The organism is Streptomyces sp. CA-111067 (genome assembly GCF_050956065.1).
Lineage (GTDB): Bacteria > Actinomycetota > Actinomycetes > Streptomycetales > Streptomycetaceae > Actinacidiphila.
The window spans coordinates 8,142,878-8,162,320 of the sequence record NZ_CP192103.1 but is presented as its reverse complement, the minus strand read 5'-3'; the positions used below and the strand labels follow the sequence as shown (position 1 = coordinate 8,162,320).

General features: G+C 74.4%; 21 protein-coding genes. 9 read left to right on the top strand and 12 right to left on the bottom strand.

From position 1 onward, the window contains the following. Positions 1–24: 24 nt before the first annotated feature. The 6 genes from ACQPW6_RS36015 to ACQPW6_RS35990 all read left to right on the top strand — a co-directional run bounded on the left by ACQPW6_RS36015 (position 25) and on the right by ACQPW6_RS35990 (position 5,102). A complete protein-coding gene (locus ACQPW6_RS36015) occupies positions 25–1,419 on the top strand; it encodes a hypothetical protein (RefSeq protein WP_433893928.1) in 1,395 nt (464 codons plus the stop codon). Between the two features lie 154 nt (positions 1,420–1,573). Next, a complete protein-coding gene (locus tag ACQPW6_RS36010; protein WP_433893927.1) occupies positions 1,574–1,939 on the top strand; it encodes a nuclear transport factor 2 family protein in 366 nt (121 codons plus the stop codon). Between the two features lie 59 nt (positions 1,940–1,998). Then, positions 1,999–3,441: an MFS transporter gene (locus tag ACQPW6_RS36005; RefSeq protein ID WP_433893926.1), complete on the top strand. Its 1,443-nt coding sequence runs from the start codon at positions 1,999–2,001 to the stop codon at positions 3,439–3,441. Between the two features lie 110 nt (positions 3,442–3,551). After that, positions 3,552–4,106 (top strand): DUF3995 domain-containing protein, encoded by a 555-nt coding sequence (locus ACQPW6_RS36000; RefSeq protein ID WP_433893925.1) that lies wholly within the window; start codon positions 3,552–3,554, stop codon positions 4,104–4,106. Positions 4,107–4,185: 79 nt separating this feature from the next. Then, complete coding sequence (locus ACQPW6_RS35995; protein ID WP_433894768.1) at positions 4,186–4,626, top strand: RNA polymerase sigma factor; 441 nt, start codon at positions 4,186–4,188, stop codon at positions 4,624–4,626. Continuing rightward, the gene (locus tag ACQPW6_RS35990) at positions 4,623–5,102 is read left to right on the top strand and encodes a hypothetical protein (protein ID WP_433893924.1); all 480 of its coding nucleotides are present in this window, start codon (positions 4,623–4,625) and stop codon (positions 5,100–5,102) included. The genes ACQPW6_RS35995 and ACQPW6_RS35990 overlap by 4 nt, the downstream gene beginning before the upstream one ends. Positions 5,103–5,111: 9 nt before the next feature. Here the strand turns inward: ACQPW6_RS35990 and ACQPW6_RS35985 are convergent, their stop codons facing one another. The 5 genes from ACQPW6_RS35985 to ACQPW6_RS35965 all read right to left on the bottom strand — a co-directional run bounded on the left by ACQPW6_RS35985 (position 5,112) and on the right by ACQPW6_RS35965 (position 9,432). Next, the gene (locus ACQPW6_RS35985; RefSeq protein ID WP_433893923.1) at positions 5,112–5,552 is read right to left on the bottom strand and encodes a nitroreductase family deazaflavin-dependent oxidoreductase; all 441 of its coding nucleotides are present in this window, start codon (positions 5,550–5,552) and stop codon (positions 5,112–5,114) included. 81 nt (positions 5,553–5,633) lie between these two features. Beyond that, positions 5,634–6,185 (bottom strand): PspA-associated protein PspAB, encoded by a 552-nt coding sequence (pspAB, locus tag ACQPW6_RS35980; protein WP_433894767.1) that lies wholly within the window; start codon positions 6,183–6,185, stop codon positions 5,634–5,636. 1 nt (position 6,186) lies between these two features. Then, the gene (htpX, locus tag ACQPW6_RS35975; protein ID WP_433893922.1) at positions 6,187–7,089 is read right to left on the bottom strand and encodes a zinc metalloprotease HtpX; all 903 of its coding nucleotides are present in this window, start codon (positions 7,087–7,089) and stop codon (positions 6,187–6,189) included. A gap of 106 nt (positions 7,090–7,195) precedes the next feature. Then, positions 7,196–8,149: a quinone oxidoreductase family protein gene (locus tag ACQPW6_RS35970; protein ID WP_433893921.1), complete on the bottom strand. Its 954-nt coding sequence runs from the start codon at positions 8,147–8,149 to the stop codon at positions 7,196–7,198. 122 nt (positions 8,150–8,271) lie between these two features. Next, positions 8,272–9,432 carry a citrate synthase gene (locus tag ACQPW6_RS35965; RefSeq protein ID WP_433893920.1) on the bottom strand — a complete coding sequence of 387 codons (1,161 nt, stop codon included), beginning with the start codon at positions 9,430–9,432 and terminating at the stop codon, positions 8,272–8,274. A 107-nt stretch (positions 9,433–9,539) separates the two neighbouring features. Here ACQPW6_RS35965 and ACQPW6_RS35960 point away from each other — a divergent pair, with 107 nt between their 5' ends. After that, entirely contained in the window at positions 9,540–10,835 is a 1,296-nt protein-coding gene (locus ACQPW6_RS35960) for a citrate/2-methylcitrate synthase (RefSeq protein WP_433893919.1), read from the top strand. A gap of 136 nt (positions 10,836–10,971) precedes the next feature. Here ACQPW6_RS35960 and ACQPW6_RS35955 read toward each other — a convergent pair whose 3' ends face one another. After that, positions 10,972–11,205, bottom strand: a complete 234-nt coding sequence (locus tag ACQPW6_RS35955; protein ID WP_433893918.1) for a hypothetical protein — start codon at positions 11,203–11,205, stop codon at positions 10,972–10,974. A gap of 123 nt (positions 11,206–11,328) precedes the next feature. Here ACQPW6_RS35955 and trxA point away from each other — a divergent pair, with 123 nt between their 5' ends. Beyond that, positions 11,329–11,697 carry a thioredoxin gene (gene trxA, locus ACQPW6_RS35950; protein WP_433893917.1) on the top strand — a complete coding sequence of 123 codons (369 nt, stop codon included), beginning with the start codon at positions 11,329–11,331 and terminating at the stop codon, positions 11,695–11,697. A 144-nt stretch (positions 11,698–11,841) separates the two neighbouring features. After that, positions 11,842–13,560 carry a bifunctional 3'-5' exonuclease/DNA polymerase gene (locus ACQPW6_RS35945; protein WP_433893916.1) on the top strand — a complete coding sequence of 573 codons (1,719 nt, stop codon included), beginning with the start codon at positions 11,842–11,844 and terminating at the stop codon, positions 13,558–13,560. 27 nt (positions 13,561–13,587) lie between these two features. On the opposite strand, the gene ACQPW6_RS35940 is transcribed toward ACQPW6_RS35945, so the two are convergent. From ACQPW6_RS35940 to ACQPW6_RS35915, 6 genes are all read right to left on the bottom strand, one after another. Beyond that, positions 13,588–13,821 carry a hypothetical protein gene (locus tag ACQPW6_RS35940; RefSeq protein ID WP_433893915.1) on the bottom strand — a complete coding sequence of 78 codons (234 nt, stop codon included), beginning with the start codon at positions 13,819–13,821 and terminating at the stop codon, positions 13,588–13,590. Then, positions 13,818–14,276, bottom strand: coding sequence for a hypothetical protein (locus ACQPW6_RS35935; RefSeq protein ID WP_433893914.1), 459 nt, complete (start codon positions 14,274–14,276; stop codon positions 13,818–13,820). Before ACQPW6_RS35935 ends, ACQPW6_RS35940 begins: the two co-directional genes overlap by 4 nt. A gap of 73 nt (positions 14,277–14,349) precedes the next feature. After that, positions 14,350–15,933 carry a sensor histidine kinase gene (locus ACQPW6_RS35930; RefSeq protein WP_433893913.1) on the bottom strand — a complete coding sequence of 528 codons (1,584 nt, stop codon included), beginning with the start codon at positions 15,931–15,933 and terminating at the stop codon, positions 14,350–14,352. Further along, the gene (locus ACQPW6_RS35925; protein ID WP_433893912.1) at positions 15,930–16,658 is read right to left on the bottom strand and encodes a response regulator transcription factor; all 729 of its coding nucleotides are present in this window, start codon (positions 16,656–16,658) and stop codon (positions 15,930–15,932) included. Before ACQPW6_RS35925 ends, ACQPW6_RS35930 begins: the two co-directional genes overlap by 4 nt. 90 nt (positions 16,659–16,748) lie before the next feature. Continuing rightward, complete coding sequence (locus tag ACQPW6_RS35920; protein ID WP_433893911.1) at positions 16,749–18,122, bottom strand: lectin; 1,374 nt, start codon at positions 18,120–18,122, stop codon at positions 16,749–16,751. After that, positions 18,122–19,414: a ricin-type beta-trefoil lectin domain protein gene (locus tag ACQPW6_RS35915; protein ID WP_433893910.1), complete on the bottom strand. Its 1,293-nt coding sequence runs from the start codon at positions 19,412–19,414 to the stop codon at positions 18,122–18,124. Before ACQPW6_RS35915 ends, ACQPW6_RS35920 begins: the two co-directional genes overlap by 1 nt. Positions 19,415–19,443 lie beyond the last annotated feature (29 nt).

Genomic DNA, 19,443 nt, shown 5'->3' with positions numbered 1-19,443 from the left:
ACCAGGTGAATGGACGGCAGGAACGTGGCGCGAGAGGGTACCGCCGCCGCCACGCACCCCCTGGCGTACATCAGGCGTCGGCACGGCTGGAGTTACCAGGACCTGGCCAGGGTGATCGCCGACCACGCGAGGGCGCTGGGGGTGCCGATGGCGGCCCGCCGGGAGAAGGTGTGGCGCTGGGAGCACTGGGGTGTGGTGCCGGAGGCCGACAGCCAACGGGCGCTGGCCCGCGCGCTCGGGGTGCCGGCCAGGGAGCTCGAGTCCCGGCCGTGGCCGCGTTGGCTGCCCGCGCACGGCGGGATGCCGGACGGCCTGCCGTGGACCACCGAGGGCAGCATGCTCGCGCTCAAGTCGCTGACCGATGACGAGGGCGGCGATCCGCGCGGCTTCCCGATAGCCGACGAGCAGGCGCTGCTCGACGCGATCGCCGACTGGGACGCGGCCGGCGCGGAGGGCGCGGCGGAGGCCTCCGCCGACGCGGCTGCCGTTCCCGCGCCGCGTGTCGGGGCGCCGCGCGCTCCGGTGCGGGGCGGCCCGCCCGACGACATCACCGCCGATCCGGAGATCGTGGACGAGGCGCTGCTCGCCTGGCTGCGGACCGGCGTCGCGGGGCTGCGCCGGCTGGACGACCGGTTCGGCGGCGCGGCGGTCCGGCACCGGGTCGCGGCCGATCTGCGGCTGGTGCAGGGGCTGTTGCAGCGCACCCGGCACGGCGGCGCCGGCCGGGCGGTGCGGACGGAGCTGCTGCGGATCGCCGCGGAGCTCGCGCAGCTCGGCGGGTGGGCGGCCACCGACGCCGGCCGGCACGGGGCGGCCCAGCGGCACTATCTGACCGGGCTGCGGCTCGCGCACAGCGCCGGCGACCGCTCGCTGCCGGTGGCCGTCTGGGGCGGTCTCGCGATGCAGTCGGTGATGGCGGACCGGCCGCGTGACGCGGTGGCCGCCGCGGAGGCCGCGGTCAGGGCGGCGGGCAGCGGGCCGTGCCTGGTGCGTGCGCTGGCCGCGAGCCGGCTCGGCCGGGCGCAGGCGGCGCTGGGCGCCGAGGGCGCCTTCCGCCGGGCCATGGCGGAGGCGCGGCGGCAGCTGGCCGCGGCGGCGGACGAGCCGGGCCCGGCCTGGCTGTACTGGCTCAACAGCGCCGAACTCGACGCGCAGAGCGGCTTCTCGCTGTTCGACCTCGACCGTCCGCAGGAGGCGGGGCCGCTGCTCGAACGGGCACTGGCCGCCCAGGACACCGCCCTGATCAGGGACCGCTGCCTGTACGCGGCCCGGGCCGCCGCGGCCCGGGCGCTCGGCGGCGATCTGGACGGCGCCAGGGCGCTGGGCCGGCAGGCGGCCGCGCTGTCCAGGCACTGCGGTTCGCCGCGGATCGCCGACGCGCTGGACGCGCTCAAGGTGCGGCTCGACGCCCGCTCCTGACCGGCCCCGCGCACCCCTGACGGCGGCGTGACCCATGCCGGCGCCGGAAAGTACCCAACGATGACTGATTCGCCCGGCCGCGCGGCTACGTAACGTCTTGACCTGCAAGAACACGGCGCCACCAGGGCGCCGGTGACGCAGGGAGACATCAGTCATGAGCGACGTCCAGTACCTGGTCCAGCGCTACATCGCCGTCTGGAACGAGACCGACCCGGCCGCCAGGCGCCGGCAGATCGACGAGGTCTTCGCCGCCGACGCCCGCTACACCGACCCGCTGGCCGACGTCCGGGGCCGGGACGCCCTCGACGCGGTGATCGGCGCCGTGCAGGGGCAGTTCGCCGGCCTGGTCTTCACCCTCGGCCCGGTGGACGCCCACCACGACCTCGCCCGCTTCACCTGGGAGCTGGGCCCGGCCGGCGGCGAGTCGCTGGTGGTCGGCTTCGACGTGGCGGTGATCGGCGACGACGGCCTGGTCAGCGCCGTCCACGGCTTCCTCGACAAGGTCCCGGCCGCCGGCTGACCGCCGGCCCTCCGCCGCCCGACCGGTCCGGTCCCGCCTCCAACGACAGGAGTACCGCCATGACTTCGGCCTCCGCCACCCTCTCCGCTCCCACCGGCCGGAGCGGCACTCCGGCCGCCGACCGGCCCGGTCTCGGGCTGCTCGTCCTGCTCCTCGCCACCTTCATGACCGCACTCGACATCTTCATCGTCAACGTGGCGATACCGGCGGTGCAGGGCGACCTGCACGCCGGCACCGCCGCCGTCCAGTGGGTGGTGGCCGGCTTCGGCCTCGCCGTGGCAACCGGGCTGATCACCGCGGGCCGGCTGGGCGACATCTTCGGCCGCCGGCGGATGTTCACCATCGGCCTCGCCCTGTTCACCGTGACCTCGGCGGCCTGCGGCTTCGCGCCGACCGCCGGCACGCTGGTGGCCGCCCGGGTGCTCCAAGGCCTGTCAGCCGCCCTGATGGGGCCGCAGGTGCTGTCCATCCTGCAGACCGGGTACACCGGCAAGGCGCAGGCCAGGGCGTTCGGGATGTACGGCCTGACGATGGGGGTCGGCGCGGTGTTCGGCCAGCTGATCGGCGGTCTGCTGATCAAGGCCGACGTGCTCGGCCTCGGCTGGCGGGCCTGCTTCCTGATCAACCTGCCGGTGGGCCTGCTGGCGCTGGTCCTGGTGCCCAGGGCGCTGCGCGAGTCCAGGGCGCCGCGGCGCCCCCGGCTGGACAACACCGGGGTGGCGCTGTCGTCGGCCGCCGTCGTCGCGCTGGTGCTGCCGCTGATCCAGGGCCGGGCGCTGGGCTGGCCGCTGTGGACCTGGCTGTGCCTGGCCGGTTCCGCGGTGCTGTCCGCGGTCTTCGTGGCGCACCAGAGCCGGCGCGGCGCGGCCGGCGGCGACCCGGTGCTCGACACCGAGCTGTTCCGGCAGCGCGGCTTCTCCCTCAGCGCACTGTGCCAGCTGGTCTTCTGGACCGGCCAGGGCTCGTTCTTCCTGATCCTGGCGCTGTACCTGCAGGCGGGCCGCGGGCTGGACGCGCTCGGCTCGGGTGTGGTGTTCCTGTCGATCGGCGGCGGCTACCTGCTGACCTCCACCACCGCGCACCGGCTGGCGGTCAGGCTGGGCAGCCGTACGGTGCCGGCCGGGGCGCTGCTGATGGCCGCGGGTCTCGGGCTGCTGTGGGTGGCGGTGCACCGGTCGGGCACCGGCGGCAGCCTGTGGGAGCTGGTGCCGGGGCTGTTCCTGGACGGTGTGGGGATGGGCATGGTGATCGCCCCGCTCACCCACGACGCGCTGGCGGCGGTGCCGCCGCGGCTGGTCGGCTCGGCCTCCGGGGTGGTGGCCACCATCCAGCAGATCAGCGGGGCGCTGGGGATCGCGCTGATCGGGATCGTCTTCTACCGGGCGGTCGGTGACGGCTCGCCCGACCGGTACCCGCACGCCTTCGGCCTCGGTCTCGGCTTCCTGCTCGCGCTCGAACTGGCGCTCGCCGCGCTGTCGGCCGCGACCGCCAAGTCCCGCTGAGACCTACCGACGGGATCCGCTGAGATCTTCCGGAACCCGGGGGGAACGAATCGCGGGGCCGCCTCCTCTGGAGGGTGACGTATTCACGACACCCTCCAGGGGAGTTCACCGTGTGGGACACGCTGCAACGCACCGGCCGGCCGAGCGCGAACGCCGGACTCATGCCCGACCGCGGGACCGGCACCGACCGCGGGACCGGCACCGCCCGCAGGACCCGGGTGGCCGCCGCGGTGGTGGCCTCGGTGCTGACCGCCGACGGGCTGCTGCACCTGTTCTGGGCCACCGGCGGCACCTGGCCGGCGCACGACGACCGCGGGCTGTCGCTCGCGGTCCTCGGCATGGACGTGCCGTTCACCGCGCCGAACCTGATCCCGCTGGCCACCGTGCTGTTCTGCGGGGCGGGCGCGGTGGTGGCGCGGGCCCGGCTGGGCCGCGGCCACCGGTTCGGCCGGCTCACGCAGCTGGCGACGCTGGCGGTCACCTGCGGGGTCTCCGCGCGGGCGGCGGCCGGCGTGGTGTGGGCCTGCGGCAGCGGCATCGGTCTGGACGCGCACCCCGGCAGCACGTTCCACCTGCTCAACATCGCCGTCTACACTCCGCTGTGCGCGGGCCTCGCGGTGGCCGCCGGCACCGTCCTGCGCGGAGAAGATCCGATCCGTGTCTGAACAGACCCCCGAGCCGGCGGACTCGCCCGCCGCGACGGCCCGCCTGGTGCGGGCCGCGCAGCGCGGCGACACCCTGGCGATGAACGACCTGCTCGACGAGCTCGCCCCGTTCGTCGGCCGGATCTGCGCGCCCATCGCGCTCGACGACGGTCCCGATGCCGCGCAGGAGGCGCTGGTCGCGGTGTTCCGGAATCTGCGCGGGCTGAAGGAACCGGCTGCGCTGTACGGGTGGGTGCGCACCATCGCCGCCCGCGAGGCGGTCAGGGTGGCCCGGCGCACCGCGCGCAGCGTGCCGGCCGAGCTGGCCGAACTGCCCGCGCCCGGCGATCCGCAGCTCGCCGCCGACATCCATGACGTCCTCACCCGGCTCTCCCCCGAGCACCGGGCCGTCCTGGTGCTGCGTGACCTGGAGGGGCTGGACGAGCGCACCGCCGCCGACCGCCTCGGCCTGCGCGTCGGCACCGTCAAGTCCCGGCTGCACCGGGCCCGCGACACCTTCAGGAAGGCGTGGTCCGCATGACCGTCAGCTGGCCCACGGCCGACCCCGACCCCGTACGCCGGCTGCACGCGCTGGCCGCCGGGGTGCGCAACGCGCATGTCTCGGTACGGGTGATCGACGCGCCGTTCGACGTCGTCTGGCCGCTGGTGGCCGATCTGGAGGGCGAGTTCGGCCGGATCGTCACCGACATGGCCCGGGTGAAGGTGCTGCGCCGCGACGGCGAGCGGGTGCAGGCGCTGGCCCGCAGCAGGTACGGGCCGCGGGCCCGGTTCGAGGGGGTGCTGCGTCCCGGCTGGTGCTGGTTGCAGAGCCGCTTCCTGCTGATCGGGGTGGCCGCCGTCGCCGGGCCGGCCCCGGGCAGTACCACCGTGGCCTTCACCGGGGGCCTGCGGCTGCCGGGCCGGGCCGCGCTCGTCCCGCTGGGCGTCCGGACCGAGGGGCGCCGGAACCTGGAACGGCTGGCGCGGCGGTCGGCGGCGGCCGGCGGGACGGCGTGACGGGCCTGGTCAGACCCGGTGCAGCCGGACCACCGGGATGTCCCGGTCGGTCTTCTTCTGGTAGTCCGCGTACGGCGCGTAGACGTCGAGCAGATGCGGCCAGACCCGGGCCTTGTCGGCGGCCGAGAGGGTCTCCGCGCGGGCGGTGAAGCGCTCGCCGAGTACCCGCAGGTGGACCTCGGGGTTGTCCTGGAGGCTGAGGTACCACTTCGGGTGCTCGGGGGCGCCGCCCTTGGACGCCACGATCAGGTAGTCGTCGCCGTCGCGCCCGTAGATCAGGACCGTGCGCCGCCAGACCCCGCTCTTGCGGCCCTGGTAGTCGAGCAGCAGGCAGGGCGAACCGTTCATGTCGGTCGCCTCGGTGCCGTTCGACTCCTCGTAGCGGGTGGCCTGCTCCGACACCCAGCTCTCGGGGCTCAACTGGACGGCGGCGGGGTCGTATTCGGTCATGCCTGATCCTCCTGGGGATTTCGGTCGGCGCTGCCCACATCGGACACGCTCACCTTAGGCACGACTGCCCGCGCTGCCGCGTCACAGTCCCGGCGCGCCCCAGACCGGGAACCAGCGGGAGAGGTCGTTCTCCAGCCGCAGGTCGTTGCCGACCAGCGCCTTCGTCTGGAGCTCCAGCGGGTTGTCCCGCTTCTCGCCGGGCAGCGGGGCGAACGGGTAGAAGCTGCCCCGCTTGTACAGGTAGACCAGCGCGAGCGAGTGGCCGGCCTGGTCCTTGAAACCCACCAGGGAGCAGAGCAGCTGCGGGCCGAAGCCGTGCTCCTCCAGCGCGGAGTTGATCGCGTGCAGATCGGTGACCAGGTCGTTGACCTCGGCCGGCTGGTGCCGGGACAGCAGCCAGGTGTAGCCGTAGTCGTCCTGGCTCGACTCGGTGCCCAGCAGGCTGTGCAGGTCCTGCTGGATCTCGGCGAAGGCGCCGCCCTCGACGGCGGCGAAGCACACCGAGCCGAGGCCGGTGGGCCGCAGCTCGCTGGCGGCTTCCAGGGTGATGGCGGCCGAGGTGAGGCCGAAGAGCTGGTCGAGGTCGGGTTTCACCGGTTTGGTGCGGCCGAGCAGGACGTCGAACAGGCCCATGTCAGCGGCGGTCCAGTTCACGGGTGATCCGGCCGAGCTGCTCCAGCCGCTGCTCCAGGGTGGGGTGGGTGGACAGCAGCTTGGACACTCCGGACGGGGCGCTGGTGAGGGCCGGGGCGAAGTAGAAGGCGTTGAACGGCTCCGCCTTGCGCAGGTCCTTGGTGGGGATCGCGGCGAGCTGGCCGCTGACCTTGGTGAGCGCGGAGGCCAGCGCGGAGGGGCGGCCGGTGAGCAGCGCGGCGCTGCGGTCGGCGGACAGCTCGCGGTAGCGGGACAGCATCCGGGTCAGCAGGAAGCTGATCGCGTAGACCACGGCGCTGACCACCGGGACCAGGATGACCAGTGCGGCGCTGCCCGGGTCGCGGGCCCGGCGGAAGCCGCCCCACAGGCCGATCCGGGTGATCACGCCGGCCAGGATGCCGAGGAAGGACGCGATCGTCATCACGGCGACGTCCTTGTGCGCGACGTGCGACAGCTCGTGCGCGATGACGCCTTCGAGCTCCTCGGGCTCCAGCCGGCGCAGCAGGCCGGTGGTGGCGCACACCACGGTGTTCTTCTGGTTGCGGCCGGTGGCGAACGCGTTGGGCACGTCGGAGTCGGCGATGGCGACCTTGGGCTTGGGCATGTCGGCCAGGGCGCAGATCCGGTCCACCACCCCGTGCAGCTCGGGGGCCTCCTCGGCGGTGACCTCGCGGGCACCCATGCTGAACGCGGCGATCCGGTCGCTGAACCAGAACTGGGCGACGAACAGGACTCCGGCGATCACCAGGATGATCGGCCATGATCCACGCAGCAGCGCGAGCAGCGCGCCGACGAACACGACGTAGAGCAGTCCGATCAGGAACATCGTGACGACCATTCGGCTCGTCAGTCCCCGATCGGGCGCGAAGCGGTTGCGTTGCATGGCCCCTCCCGAGTTGTGCGGGGCGCGGGCCGCAGGCGACGACCCGTCGTACCTCATGTCGAGTGTGCACCCAGTGCAACGAGTACGACGAGCCCGCCGGTTCCGCTCAGACCCTCACATCGAGCACCAATTTGCCGAAGGTTTGCCGGGAGCGCAGATCCTGGTGCGCCCGGGCCGCCTCGGACAGCGGGTAGACGCCGCCGGCCAGCGGTCGCAGCCGGCCGTGCGCGGTCATCGCCAGCAGCTCCGCCATCGGCTCGCGGTACATCCCCGGCCGGCCGAGGCAGTGCATCAGCCAGAATCCGATGACGGCCTGCGAGCGGCCCATCAGCCGGGCCGGCTCCACCGGTGTGGCGGGGGTGCGGGAGGCCATGCCGTAGGTGACGAGCCGGCCGAAGGGCGCGACCGCGGCGAGCGAGGCGTCGAAGACCGGGCCGCCGGCCATCTCCAGGACGACGTCCACCTTCCGGCCGCCGTTGGCCTCGACCAGCCGCTCCTTGAGGTCTTCGGGGGCGGCGTCCACCGCCGCGTCGGCGCCGAGTCCGAGCGCCAGGTCGCGCTTCTCCTTGGTCGAGGCGGTGGCGATCACCCGTCCGGCGCCGAACGCCTTGGCGAGCTGGACGGCCAGCGATCCGGTGCCGCCCGCCGCCGCGTGCACCACCACGCTCTCGCCGGGCGCGAGCCGCGCCGAGGTGCGCAGCAGGTGCCAGGCGGTCAGCCCCTGGACGATCAGCGAGAGCGCCTGGGTGTCGGTGACGCCGTCGGGCACGTCGTGCGCCAGGTACTCCTGGGCGAGGGCGCGCTCGGCGTAGCCGCCGCCGTCGGTCAGCGCGACGACCCGGCGGCCGTCGGCGGTGCGGCCGACGACCTCGGCGCCGGGGACCATCGGCAGCGTCGAGGCGGACAGGTAGGAGTCCTCGACGGTGTGCGTGTCGGCGTAGTTGACGCCCGCGGAGTCCACGTCGAGCAGCAGCTGCCCGGGGCCGGGCACCGGGTCGGGCAGCTGGGTCTCGCGCAGCACCTCGGGGCCGCCGAACTCGGTGATCTGGATCGCGCGCACTGTTTCGGCTCCTCCGCGGGCTGGGGGCCGGCCGGCGTCCGCCGGCCCGCTCCCCGGATACTACCGACTGGTAGGTATGCCTCGCGGCTCCTGCCCGGGTTCTCCTGCCGCGGGCCGGAACCTCAGCCCTCGGGCACCGGCCGGGGCGGCGGCGGGCCGGCATAGCGGGCCAGCGGACGGATGATCTTGCTGTCCTCCGCCTGCTCCAGGATGTTGGCGCTCCAGCCGACCACCCGGGCCACGGCGAAGGTGGGGGTGAACATCTCCCGGGGCAGCCCGCACAGCTCCATCACCACACCGGCGAAGAACTCCACGTTGATGTGCAGTTCGCGGCCCGGCTTGAGCTCGGCGAGTATCGCCTCGGCGCGCGCCTCGACCTGCACCGCGAAGTCCACCAGGTCGCCGCCGAAACCGCGGGCGATGCCCTTGAGCAGCCGCGAGCGCGGGTCCTCCGTGCGGTAGACCGGGTGGCCGAAGCCCATGATCCGGTCGCCGGCCAGGATGCGTTCGCGCAGCCAGTCGTCAATGCGGTCGGGGCTGCCGATCGCGTCCAGGGTGTCGAGCGCGCGGCTCGGCGCCCCGCCGTGCAGCGGTCCGGACAGCGCGCCGATCGCGCCGACCAGGCAGGCCGCGAGGTCGGCGCCGGTGGAGGCGATCACCCGCGCGGTGAAGGTGGACGCGTTGAAGCCGTGGTCCACCGTGGAGATCAGGTACTGCTCGACCGCGCGGGCGCTCGCCGGGTCGGGCTCCTCGCCGGTGAGCATGTACAGGTAGTTGGCCGCGTGCGGCAGGTCGTCCCGCGGCGAAACCGGCTCCAGGCCGCGGCCGAGCCGGTGCAGCGCGGTGACCAGCGTGGGCACCGCGGCGCAGGCGGCCAGCGCGTCGGCGGCGCGGGCCGGCCCGTCGATGTCGTACAGCGGCCGGAAGCCGGCCGAGGCGCCGGCCAGCGACAGCGCCGTACGCAGCCCGGACAGCGGTCCCGACAGCGCGGTGGAGCGGGCGATGGCGGGCAGCGCGTCGATGACGTCGGCGGGCAGCCGCCGCAGCGCCGCGGTGCGGGCGGTGAACTCGGCGCGCTCGGCCGGACCCGGCAGCGCGCCGTGGAACATCAGGTGCCAGACGTCCTCGAATGTGCGGCGTTCGGCCAGCTCCACCGCGCTGTACTCGCGGTAGTGGTAGAAGCCTTCCAGCCCGCGGACATCGCCGATGGATGTGTCGGTGACGACCACGCCCTTGAGACCGCGGGGTACCTCGATCGGGGCGTTCTGCTCGGTGGTGGGCATCGGTTTTCCTCCCTGGGTATTGACTTGACTGTCTATGATTGATTCCATCGCTGTCAACATTGATTCAATCAACATATAGAGCGAGCAGATCCAGATACGGTGAGGTCATGACAGCTCAACCAGCGGCGGCGGCCTCTGCGGACGGCGGCCGGATCAGCACCCGCGAGGCGGCCCGGCGGCTCGGCGTCAAGCCGGAGACGGTGTACGCGTACGTCAGCCGCGGCCTGCTCGGCAGCCGCCGGGCGGCGGGCGGGCGCGGCAGCACCTTCGACCCCGGCGAGGTCGCGGCGCTGGCCCGCCGCGGTCGTCCCGCGCCCGCAGCGCCCGGCACGCCCGCGGGCCCGGCCACCGGGGACGGCTCGGACACCGCCGGGGGCGGCTGGAGCCGGATCCGGACCGGCATCACGTTGATCGAAGGCGACCGCTACTACTTCCGCGGCGTGGACGCGACCGCGCTGGCGGCCACTTACTCCTACGAGGAGGTCGCCGAGTGGCTGTGGACCGGGGAACTGCGCCGCGGCTTCCGGCTCACGGCGCCGGAGCAGCCGCTCGCCGCGGCCCGCAGGGCGGCCGGATCGCTGCCGGCCGGCAGCGGGCCGATGGACCGGATCAGGGTGGCGCTGATCGCGGCGGCCGTGGCCGACCCGCTGCGCTTCGACCTGTCGAGGGACGCGGTGCTCGGCACCGCCCGCAACCTGATCCCCGTCCTGGTCGACGCGCTGCCGCGGATCGGCCCGCCGCAGCCGGACTCCGCCCGGCTCAGCCGGCGGCTGTGGTCGGGGCTGACCGGTCGGCGGCCGGACGAGCCGTCGCTGCGGGCGCTCGACACGGCCCTCGCGCTGCTCATCGACCACGACCTGGCCGCCTCCACGATGGCCGTACGGGTGGCCGCCTCGGCCCGCGCGCACCCCTACGCCGTGGTGTCGGCCGGGCTCGGCGCGCTGGAGGGGCCGCTGCACGGGCAGGCCAGCGCGCTGGCGCACCGGCTGCTCACCGAGGTACTCGAACGCGGCGGCGCCGGACCGGTGGTCGCGGAGTACCTCCGCGCGGGGCGCCACCTCCCGGGCCTCGGCCACCTGCTGTACCGCGGCGAGGACCCCCGGGCCCGGCTGCTGTTCGCACGGCTTGCCGAGGTGCCCGCCGCGGCGGACGCGCTGGCCGCCGCCCGCGACGTGGCGGACACCGCGGCCGGGCACCGCCCGCTCCATGCCAACGTGGACCTGGCACTCGCCGTGCTGTCGGTGTCCTCGGGAATGCCGGCGGAGGCCGGTGAGACGGTCTTCTCGGTGGCCAGGACGGCGGGCTGGATCGCGCACGCCCTGGAGGAGTACGCCGAGCCGGCGATGCGGATGCGCCCCAGCGGCAGCTACGACGGCCCGCGACCGCCCCGGCCGCTGCCCTGAGCCCGGCCGCGACCGCCCCGGCCGCTGCCCTGAGCCCGGCCGTGACCGCCCCGGCCGCTGCCCTGAGCCCGGCCGTGACCGCCCCGGCTGCCGCCCTGGCCTCGGCGGCGGCCGGCCCGCGGCGGGCCGCCCGCCGTCAGACCGAGGTGAGGCGCGGGATCCGCCCGACCAGTTCCGACCACTCGGAGTCGGCCTGCCCGGGGACCATCCGGCCGGCCGACCGCCACTGGTCGGCCAGGGCCGCGTAGACCGGCGCGTCGGGGGTCTGCAGAACCGTTCCGCCCCGAACGGGGCGCCAGGGCCGGCTCTCTTCGGCGGCGCCGTCGCCGGCGTCGCCGCCCTCTTGCGGGTTCCACTGCATCGCTGCCATGTGCCGACCAACGAGGCCGGGGTGCGTGACGCCACTGCACCCGGCGCGGGCACCACTCGTATGAGTGAACGGCGGACTGTCCGGGGCAGGAATTTCCGCGCGGTGCCACCCGTTGTGGGGGGCATGAGCACTGTGGAGCTGACCAAGGAGAACTTCGACGAGGTCGTGTCTACGAACGACTTCGTCCTCATCGACTTCTGGGCCGACTGGTGCGGGCCGTGCAAGATGTTCGCACCGGTCTACGACAAGTCGTCGGGGAAGCACGAGGATCTGGTGTTCGCGAAGGTGGACACCGAGGCGCAGCCGGAGCTGGCCGCCGCGTTCCAGATCCAGTCGATCCCGACACTGATGATCGTGCGCGACAAGGTGGCCGTGTTCGCGCAGCCCGGCGCCCTGCCGGAGACGGCGCTCGAGGACGTCATCGCCCAGGCGCGCGCCCTCGACATGAACGAGGTGCGCAAGTCCGTCGAGGAGGCCCAGCAGGGTTCCTGACCCTCAGCCGGCTTCCCCCACCCCCCTCATCACGTCCGGCCCGGACGCACCGCACGTCAGCGGCGCGTCCGGGCCGTTTGCCGTGCGGCGAGCGCCGGACCGGCGCCGTCACGGCCCGCTGTCAGTGGTCGGACCTAGGCTCGCATGGTGGATACAACCGTCAGCGCCGTGCGCGTCGCCGTCGTCCCCGATCCGGTGGGATCGGGCGGCCGGCTGTGTCCGCTCGCCGAGGACGGCGCCCCGGCCGGCCCGGTGACGGCCGTGCCCGACCTGGCCGCCGAGCTGACCCGCCGCGAGACCGCGGCGGGCACGGGAGCGCCGGCCGGCCCGCCGCCGCGCTGGGTGTGGGCGGCCACCGACGAGGTGTATCCGCCGCTGCTCGACCGCGGCGCGGTGCGGCCGGCCCGCTGCCATGACGTGCGGCTCACCGAGTCGCTGCTGCTCGGCATGGAGGGCAGGCACGGCAGGCCGCGCTCGCTCGGCGGCGCCTGGGCGCGGCTGCACGACCTGCCGGAGCCGGCCGACTCGCCGCAGCCGGGGGCCGACGACCAGCCGGTGCTCTTCGCCGCCGACCGGCACCACCTGCCGCAGGACGTCGATCCGCTCACCGCGCTGATCGCGGTGCACGCCGAGCAGCAGCGGCGGATCGCCGCCGCCGAACACCCCGACCGGCTGCGGCTGATGTTCGCCGCGGAGTCGGCCGGGGCGCTGGCGGCGGTGGAGATGGGCCGGGACGGGCTGCCGTGGAGCGCGAAGGTGCACGACGAGCTGCTGACCGGGCTGCTCGGCCCGCGGCCGGCCGGCGGCGCCCGGCCCGCGCTGCTGAGCGAGCTGGCCGGCGCCATCCAGGAGGCGCTGGGCCGCCGCTTCAACCCCGACTCCCCCGCCCAGGTGCTGCCCGCCTTCGCCCGGGTGGGCGTCCAGCTCAGCTCGACCCGCTCGCACGAGCTGCGGGAGGTCGAGCACCCGGCGGCGGCGCTGCTGCTGCGCTACAAGGAGCTGTCCCGGATCCACGCGGCGCACGGCTGGGCGTGGCGGGAGGCGTGGGTGCGCGAGGGCAGGTTCCGGCCGGAGTACGTGGTCGGCGGGGTGGTGTCGGGGCGCTGGGCCACCCGGGGCGGCGGGGCGCTGCAGATCCCCCGGCTGCTGCGTGCCGCGGTGGTCGCCGACCCCGGCCACCGGCTGGTGGTCGCCGACGCCGGGCAGCTCGAACCGCGGGTGCTGGCCGCGATGTCGGAGGATGCCGGCCTCGCCAGGGCGGCGGCCGGCGGCGACCTCTACGCGGCGCTGGCCCGCGACGCCTTCGGCGGCGACCGGCCGCGGGCCAAGATCGCGCTGCTGGCGGCGATGTACGGGCAGACCAGCGGCGAGGCGGGGCAGTTGCTCGCGGTGATGCGCCGCCGGTTCCCGACCGCGCTGGCCCTGGTGGAGTCCGCGGCCCGCACCGGCGAGGCGGGCGGTGTCGTACGCTCCCGGCTCGGCCGCACCTCGCCCACGCCGTCCGGGCAGAGCTTCCTCGACGAGACCGCCGACCTGGCCGACGGCGGCTCGCCCGACCGCAGGGCGGCCCGCTCCTGGGGCCGGTTCACCCGCAACTTCGTGATCCAGGCCAGCGCCGCCGACTGGGCGCTGGCGATGCTCGCCGCGCTGCGCCGCCGGCTGACGGTGATCGGCCCGCAGCCGCGGCTGGTGTTCTTCCAGCACGACGAGGTGATCGTGCACACCCCGGCCGAGCTGGCCGCCGCCGTGGAGGCGGCGGTCACCGCGGCCGGGGACGAGGCCCGCCGGCTGGTGTTCGGCGGTACCGCGGTGCCGTTCCCGCTGGAGACCCACGTGGTGGAGTGCTACGTGGACGCGAAGTAGCCCCGCGCCCAGCGGCCCCGGAGGCGGCTACTTGTCGTGCGCCGCGTCCGACTCCGCCGTGGCCACCGCGGATTCCGCGCCGTCCACGAGCTTCTGCATGTGCGCCAGTTCGGACGGATCCGGGGCGGGCGCGGCGCCGGTGGTGGCCGAGCTGGGGGCGGCCGGGGCGGCCGAACCGCCGGAGTGGGCGCAGCCCGCGGTCAGCGCGGCGGCCAGCAGGGCCGCCGGCAGCAGCGCCGCCGCGCGGATCCGGCGGGTCACTTCGCCTTCCCGCCGCTCTGCTTGCCGTTGTCGTTGGCCGCGCACCAGGTGCGGACGCCGGCCAGGTCGCCGGCGCGCTGGTTGAGGGTGGGCAGCAGCGACTTGCGGAAGGTCAGCCGGTTGTTGAGGTAGGTGGTGATCGCGGTGTCGCCCGCGGTCTTGGAGTTGGCGACCCGCTTCTCCAGCCGGGCGACCGAACCGCGCTCGGTCGCCGGGCCGTTCAGGCGCTTCAGCTCCCGGTTGATCCGGGTGTCGATCTTGGGCACGCGCTTGCACAGCGCGCGTGCGCCGTCCCCGGTGGGGGCCTTCTTGGCCTTGGCGCCGGCCGACGGGGCCGCGGACGGCGTGCCGGAGGGCGTGCTGCCGGTGCCGGTGTCGGCCACGGCGGTGCCGGCCGCGGTGAGCAGCGCGGCGAGCGCGGCGCCGGCCGCGATCGCCGTACGGGTGGTGCGCATGGGGAGTCCTCCTCGGCGTCTTCTGGCTGCCGGCCGCGCACGGAAGGCGCGGCCGGGCCGTTCAAGCCGGAGGTTAGGAACCGTCTTTGTGGAAACCTTGTGGCCCGCGGGCGTGATCCGCCGCCCCACCGAGAGCACCACCCGGGGCACCCCCCGAAACACCGCCCCGAGCCCCGCCGAAAGCGCCACCGGCCGGCTCCGCCGAGGCGGTCGCCAGCCAGCCGCGCTGCCGGGGCATGGCGTGCGGCCCGGTCCCGGCCGGGAGGACGACGGTGAACCGCGCGCCCGGCCCGTCCGGCCGCGCCCCCGCGCTGATCCGCCCGCCGTGCAGCGCGATCTGCTGACCGACCAGCGCCAGGCCCAGCCCGGAGCCGGGGCTGTCGGGCCGCCGCCGGAACCGCTGGAAGACCTCCTGCCGGTCCTCCGGTGCGATCCCCCGCCCGTGGTCGTCGACGGTCAGCACGAGCACCGGAGCACCGGGTTCGCCGCCGGGCAGCAGCCGTACCTCGATCAGCGCGGCGCCGTCCGGCCCGGCGCCGTGCACGGCCGCGTTGACCAGCAGGTTGTCCACCGCCGAGCGCAGCCCGGGCAGCCAGCCGTGCACCGGCGTGCCGGGTTCGGCGTCCACGGTGACCGCCGCGGACGGGCGGGCCCGGCGCAGGTCGGCCGCGGCGGCGTCCAGCACGTCGGCCAGGTCGACCGGGCCGAAGGCGTCGGCCTCCACCAGGTCGCCCTGGGCCAGCGCCCGCAGCATCACCAGCAGGTCCAGCAGCCGGGTGTGCTCGGCCCGCAGGTCGGCGACGATCTCGGCGCGTTCTGCCGGGTCGGGCGCCGGGGTGCCGTCCAGCACGTCGAGGTTGATCCGCATGCTCATCAGCGGGGTGCGCAGTTCGTGGGAGGCGGCGGCGGAGAAGGAGCGGGCGGTGGCCAGCGCCTCGCCGGTCCTGGCGGCCTGCTCGTCGTAGCGGGCCAGCACGGTCTGCAGGGTGCCGGCCAGCTCGTCCACCTCGGTGACCCGGGTGGGCACGTGGTCGAGCCTGGCCGCGCTGGTCCGCGGATCGATGCCGCCGGCCCTGCGCTGCAGCAGCAGCAGCGGCCGGGCCAGTCGGGTGGCGGCCAGCCAGCCGGCCGCGGCGGCGACCGGCGCGGTGAGCAGCGCCACGGTCAGCACCCGGCGGCGCACCTGGCTGATCTGCGCCTGGCCGGCCGCGTCGGTGGAGAACAGCCACAGGGTGCCCTTCGCGGTGGGCCGCGCCACCGTGAACGGCACGGCGAGCACCCGCCAGCTGGTGCCCGACGCCCGGATGGTGACCGGGCTCGCCGCGTCGCCGGGCGCGGGCAGCGGCTGCGCCTGGTCGGGCTGCGGGCCGCCGGCGACGGTGCCCTCGGGGCCCGTGACCCGGATGCCCACGTCGAGGGCGGTGCTGAACACCTTGCGCTGCCTGGCCTGCTCCACGCTCGGCGGCCGTTCGTTGGCCATCGCCCGCAGCAGGTTGCGGGCGTCGGGCAGTACGGCGGCGGCCCGTTCCCGCAGGTGGGCGTCCGCCTGGGAGTGCACGTCGTGGCCGACCAGCCGGACCATGATCCAGCCGGAGCCGAGCACGAGCAGCGGCACCAGCACCCCGACGGCCAGCGCGATCCGGGTGGACAGCCTCATTCCGGGCCCCTCTCGTCCGCCCGCAGGACGAAGCCGACCCCGCGCACCGTGTGCAGGATCCGGGGCCGCCCGCCGGCCTCCAGCTTGCGCCGCAGGTAGCTGACGAAGGTGTCCACGGCGTCGGTGCGCACCTCGAAGTCGTAGCCCCAGACCCGGTCGAGCAATTGGTCGCGGCTCAGCACCAGGCCCGCGTTGCGGGCCAGGGTCTCCAGGAGTTCGAACTCGCGCCGGGTGAGGTCCAGGCGCTCGCCGTCCCTGGTGGCGGTGCGGGCGGCCGGGTCGAGGACCAGGCCGCAGGCGCGCAGCCGGCCGTCGGGGCGCGGCGGGCGGCGGCGCAGCAGGGCGTGCAGCCGCAGCACCAGCTCTTCCAGGGCGAACGGTTTGACCAGGTAGTCGTCGGCGCCGGCCTGGAGTCCCGCGACCCGGTCGGCGACCTCGTCGAGCGCGGAGAGCACCAGCACCGGCAGGTCGCTGCCGCCCTCGCGCAGGGTGCGGCAGACCTCGATGCCGTCGATGTCGGGCATCGATATGTCCAGTACCAGGGCGTCGGGCGGGGTGCGGCCGAGCAGGTCGAGCGCGGCGGCGCCGCCGTCCGCCTCGGTGACGGCGAAGCCGCGCAGCCGCAGGGCGCGGCCGAGCGACCGGCGGATCGCGGCGTCGTCGTCCACCACCAGGATCCGCCCGCCGCCCGCCGCCTGCGTGGTCTCCGTCGTCGGAACCGTCATCGGAACATGCCTCCGCTCCCCGGCCGTCGCATGGTGCATCGCGGAGACCATGCCTACACGGCCGGGGAGCGGAGAGCCAACGCCGGGGTCCTACCCGCCGTACTGCGCGAAGGTGCGGGTGAAGTCCCAGGCCTGCTGTGAGACGCCCGAGCAGGTGTCGTCGTTGGGGTAGCCGCCCGGGCACGGCCGGTCCCGGTTGGCCGACCAGAAGGTCAGCCGGGCCAGGTGGTGTGCCTGCGCGTAGGCCAGGATGGTGCGGAAGTCGGCGACGGTGACGGTCTCGTTGTTGTCGGTGATGCCGTTCATCGACGAGATGCCGCTGTGCCGGTACGCCTGGTCGTCGCTGTAGCCGTAGGCGTTCTTCAGGCCGTTCTTGAGCCCCTCGGCGGCCTGCACGGTGAGGTTGCCCATGTTCTGGCCCGCGCCGCCGAAGTCGAACGGCATGATCGTCCACGCGTCGACGGTCAGCCCTGAGGCCGCCGCCTTGTTGATCAGGCCGGTGTCGGGGCCGCTCTGGCCGGTGCCGATGGTGACGTAGACGGCGATGCCGGGGTTGTTGGCCTTGACGGTCTTGAGCGCGTCGACGGTGCGCTGCTGGACGGTGCCGTTGCTGTAGGCGCTGGCCTCGATGTCGATGTCGATGGCCTTGAGCCCGTAGGCGCTGATCACCTTCTGGTAGGCGCCGGCCAGCGCGCTCGCGCTGGTGCAGGACTCCTCCAGCTTGTTGCCGCTGTAGCCGCCGAAGGACGGGACGACGTCGCCGCCGGCCGCCCTGACCTTGTTGATGGTGCTCTGGTCCACGCCGCCGGTGAGCGCCCGGCCGCCGTCCCACTGCGGGTTGCAGGTGCCGTTGCTGAGGACGAAGGCCAGGGTGAACCACTTCACGCCGGTGGCGTTCATGATCGTGGTCGGGTCGGGCGGGTTGCCCCAGCCGTTGTAGAGGTACGGGGCCACGGCCTGCACGCCGCCGGCGGGCGGCGGAGTGGTGGTGCCGCCGCCGGGCAGCGTCCACTTCTGGTTGGCGGATCCGGCGCAGGCCCAGATCTGCAGGCGGGTGCCGTTCGCGGAGCTGTTGCCGGTCGCGTCCAGGCACTTGCCCGAACCGGCGTTGACCAGCGCGCCGCCCGAGCTGCTCCACTTCTGCGCGTTGGTGCCGTTGCAGTCGTAGAGCTGCACCTTGCTGCCGTCGGCGGTGCCGGCCGCGGCCACGTCCAGGCACTTGCCCAGGGCGCGCAGCGAGCCGTCGGAGCTCACGGTCCAGGACTGGGCGCCGGTGCCGTTGCAGTCGTAGAGCTGGACCGCGGTGCCGTTGGCGCTGCTCGCGGCGGCCACGTCGACGCACTTGCCTCCGAAGCCGGTGATCGCGCCGGACGCGTCGGCGCCGGACGCCTGGGTGGCGGCGAAGGTGCCGAACGCGCCGCCGGCCAGGGCCGCGGTGGCGAGGAGGGTCGCTGCTCTTCTCATCAGCCGGTCACCGTCCACTTCTGGTTGGCGCCCCCGGAGCAGGTCCAGATCTGCAGCCTGGTGCCGTTGGCGGAGCTGTTGCCGGTGGCGTCGAGGCACTTGTTCGCACCGGTGTTGACGATGTCGTGTGCCGAACTGACGCTCCATTTCTGCGCGTTGGTGCCGTTGCAGTCGTAGAGCTGCACCTTGCTGCCATCGGCGGTGCCGGCCGCGGTCACGTCCAGGCACTTGCCGAGCGCGCGGATCGTGCCGTCGGTGCCGACCGTCCAGGACTGGGCGGTGGTGCCGTTGCAGTCGTAGAGCTGGACGGGGGCGCCGTTGGCGCTGCTCGCGCCCGCCACGTCTATGCACTTGCCGGCCAGGCCGGTGATGGCGTGGCCGGGGCCGCCGCCGCTGCCGCCCGTGGTGCCGCCCGAGGTGTCGCTGGTGGTGACGTGCACGTAGTCCACGACGAGCTGCTGCGGGAAGCTGGTGCTGCCGTCCGGGTCGCCGGGCCAGTAGCCGCCCACCGCGAGGTTCATGATCAGGTAGAACGGGTGGTCGTACACCCAGCGGTTGCCGTTCAGGTCGGCCGGGGTGCGGGTCTCGTAGACGTTGCCGTCGACGGACCACTTGATGGAGTTGGGCGCCCAGTCCACGGCGAAGGTGTGGAAGGCGTCGGAGAAGCTCTGCCCGTTCGGGAGGTTGTAGCCGGCGCCGATGCCGTTGGCGCCGGAGTAGCCGGGGCCGTGGATGGTGCCGTGCACGCTGCCGGGTTCGAAGCCGACGTTCTCCATGATGTCGATCTCGCCGTCGGTCGGCCAGTTGCCGCCGCCGAGCATCCAGAACGCGGGCCACATGCCCTGGCCGCGCGGCAGCTTCATCCGCGTCTCGAAGTGGCCGTACGCCTGGCTGAACTTGCCCGGCGTGGAGAGCCTGGCCGAGGTGTACTGGCAGGTGCCGTACCAGCACTGGTAGTTGGCCGGGTTCTCCTTGCGGGCGGTGATCACCAGGTCGCCCTGGCCGTCGAGCGCGGCGTTGTGGGTGCCGCTGGTGTAGTACTCGCGCTCGTGGTTGTTGACGTTGTCGCCGGTCTCGTAGCCCCATTTGGAGCTGTCCACGGCGCTGCCCGCGGGGCCGTTGAAGTCGTCGGTGAAGGTGGCGGTGGCCGCCGCCGGGGCGGCGGCGGGGGTGCTCACCGGGTGGGCGAAGGCGCTCTGCTGGAGCCAGCCGAACAGCAGCATGGCGGCGGCGGCGAGCAGGGCCAGGGGGCGTACGCGTCGGATCCTGGGTGTGGGGGGTGATGCCGACATGCCGGACTCCTCGGTCGGGGCGTCAGGTA